Annotated in this window: 1 protein-coding gene and 1 pseudogene; one reads left to right on the top strand and one right to left on the bottom strand. The window is 68.0% G+C overall.

Annotated features, from left to right (window positions below; translation table 11 throughout):
• The first annotated feature begins 605 nt into the window (after positions 1-605).
• Entirely contained in the window at positions 606-1190 is a 585-nt protein-coding gene (locus tag ABZ260_RS50440; protein ID WP_355632926.1) for a dihydrofolate reductase family protein, read from the top strand.
• Between the two features lie 279 nt (positions 1191-1469).
• Here ABZ260_RS50440 and ABZ260_RS50435 read toward each other — a convergent pair.
• Positions 1470-2057 (bottom strand): annotated as a pseudogene (locus tag ABZ260_RS50435) (hypothetical protein); the annotation flags it as partial.

Here is a 2057-nt window from a genome sequence, read left to right as displayed (position 1 = left end):
GGATATGCCTCTGGCCTGCATGGACAACAGGGCTCAGGTCTGGCCTATCAGCCTGAGACCTCTGCATAAGCGCAGGTGAAAGGCATATCCGTTGGATCCCGCGCCATTACTACCGGGTGTCGGCCGAGGCGCTCGGCCGGTGGCAGGCCGAACGCGACCCCGCCGGGCGCAGAGCTGGAGGCCGGCGATGACCGGGCCGGACTACGCGGTGGCCCAGTAGCGGCCCCACGCAAGGTGCTGGACCCCACTGGCCCTTCAGTAGCAGGCGCTGAAAACAACGCTTAGCTGCGTCGGCGCTGGTAGAGAGGTAGGTACTCGCGGATCTTGCGGCGCACGTGCGGCCGCTGGTCGCCGAGCGAGATGCCCAGCGTCGGGAACTGCTTGGCGATCTCCAGCGCGGTGAGAGGGCCCGGCGCTGTAGCTGTGTGACCAGGCGTTTTGCGAGGGTGACATCGAGATCCGATCGGCGGTGCTCGAGCCCGCCGAGTACGCCGTGCTGAGTCCGGAACCCGGGGGACTACCTGCGGACGCAGATCGCGCACCGATTAGGTTTCCGCGCCGCGCCCGTCTGTATGTGTGAGATCGACTCACGAGAGGCTGACACGATGCGGAAACTGATCTTCGCCATGAACGTGACCCTGGACGGCTACATCGCCGCGCCCGGCGACGACCTCGGCTGGAGCGGGGGAGAGGGACCGGACTCCTCGTCAAGCGCCGAGCTGTTCCAGTGGTGGTCCGACCGGGTGGACGCGACGGGCCTGGCGCTGTACGGGCGCAAGCTGTGGGAGACGATGAGCCCCCACTGGCCGACCGCCGACCAGCGGCCCGACGCCACACCGGCGGAGATCGAGTTCGCGCGCCGCTGGCGGGACATGCCGAAGGTGGTGTTCTCATCGACGATCGACAAGGTCGACTGGAACACCCGCCTGGTCACCGGCGACGCGGTCGCCGAGATCACCCGGCTCAAGGCCGAAGACGGCGGCCCGATGGACATCGTCGGCGCGACGCTCGCCGGGGCGGCCATGCGGGCCGGGCTGATCGACGAGTACGCGATCGTCACCTATCCGGTCCTGGTGGGCGGCGGCACGCCGTTCTTCACGGCCCTGGACAGCTGGGTGAACCTGAACCTGGTGGAGACGCGGACGTTTCCCGGCGGCGTGGTGCTGACCCGATACGAGACGAGGCGATGAGCACGGGCCAGATGCTCGGCTCGTGAGGCCAGGTCCTGGGCTCGTGAGGCCAGGTCGAAATCCTTCCTGGCGTGCTCACCGTGACCCTCGGCGATGAGGGAACCTTCCCCGGGCCCTTCCTTGCGTTCCGAGTGAGCTGTTGACCGACTTACTGGAGATGAGGGACGACGGCGTCGTTGATCGTGACGATGTTCTTCGGGCATGAAGATGCCCCGCCGGCAACGCCGGCGGGGCGGTGGTGTTCGCGTTGTCGCGGTGGTGTTCAGCTGGTCGGGGTGCTCATTCCGCGGTGACTTCGGTGACGGCGGCCCGTGCGCTGGACTCGTCGACGATGGGGCTTTTGTCTGATGACAGTGTCGGGGGCAGGCCCAGCCATGGTTCGTCGGTGGCGTCGAATCCGGTGAGCTCGGCGATCTTCCCGTCGACGATGTGCAGGACCGCGATGGTAAATAGCCGGTACTCCGGGTCGTCGGGGGTGCGGAGGTACAGCGCGGCGGCAGGCATGCGGTTGACCGTCGTGGCGATACAGCGCCAGTCGTCGTGGCCGCGCTGGAAGAGCCCGCCGGAGACCCAGCCGTCCACCGCGTCCTTGGCCGTCATGATCAAGGTGCCCAGCTCGGGCAGCATCGCGAAGCGCAGGTCGTCGCGCAGCAGGGCCATCAGCCCGTCGAGGTCGTTGCGCTCATGGGCGTCCATGTACGACTTCACCACGCCGCGCTCGTCATCCGACAGCTCGTGCGTGGCAGGGCTCCGCCAGTCGAGGCGGCGGTCGGGCAGCTGCTCGCGCATCGTCACGCGCGCCCGCTGCAGTGCGCTGGTCACCGATGCGACGGTCAGCTCGAGGGCGTCGGCGGCCTTCGACGCCGG

It is taken from the genome of Streptosporangium sp. NPDC006013, assembly GCF_040614275.1.
Classification (GTDB): domain Bacteria; phylum Actinomycetota; class Actinomycetes; order Streptosporangiales; family Streptosporangiaceae; genus Streptosporangium.
This window is presented reverse-complemented; position numbering and strand designations above follow the sequence as displayed.

Coding starts and splice junctions, on each gene's coding strand:
- ABZ260_RS50440 (WP_355632926.1), top strand. CDS start 606: ATGCGGAAACTGATCTTCGCCATGAACGTGACCCTGGACGGCTACATC.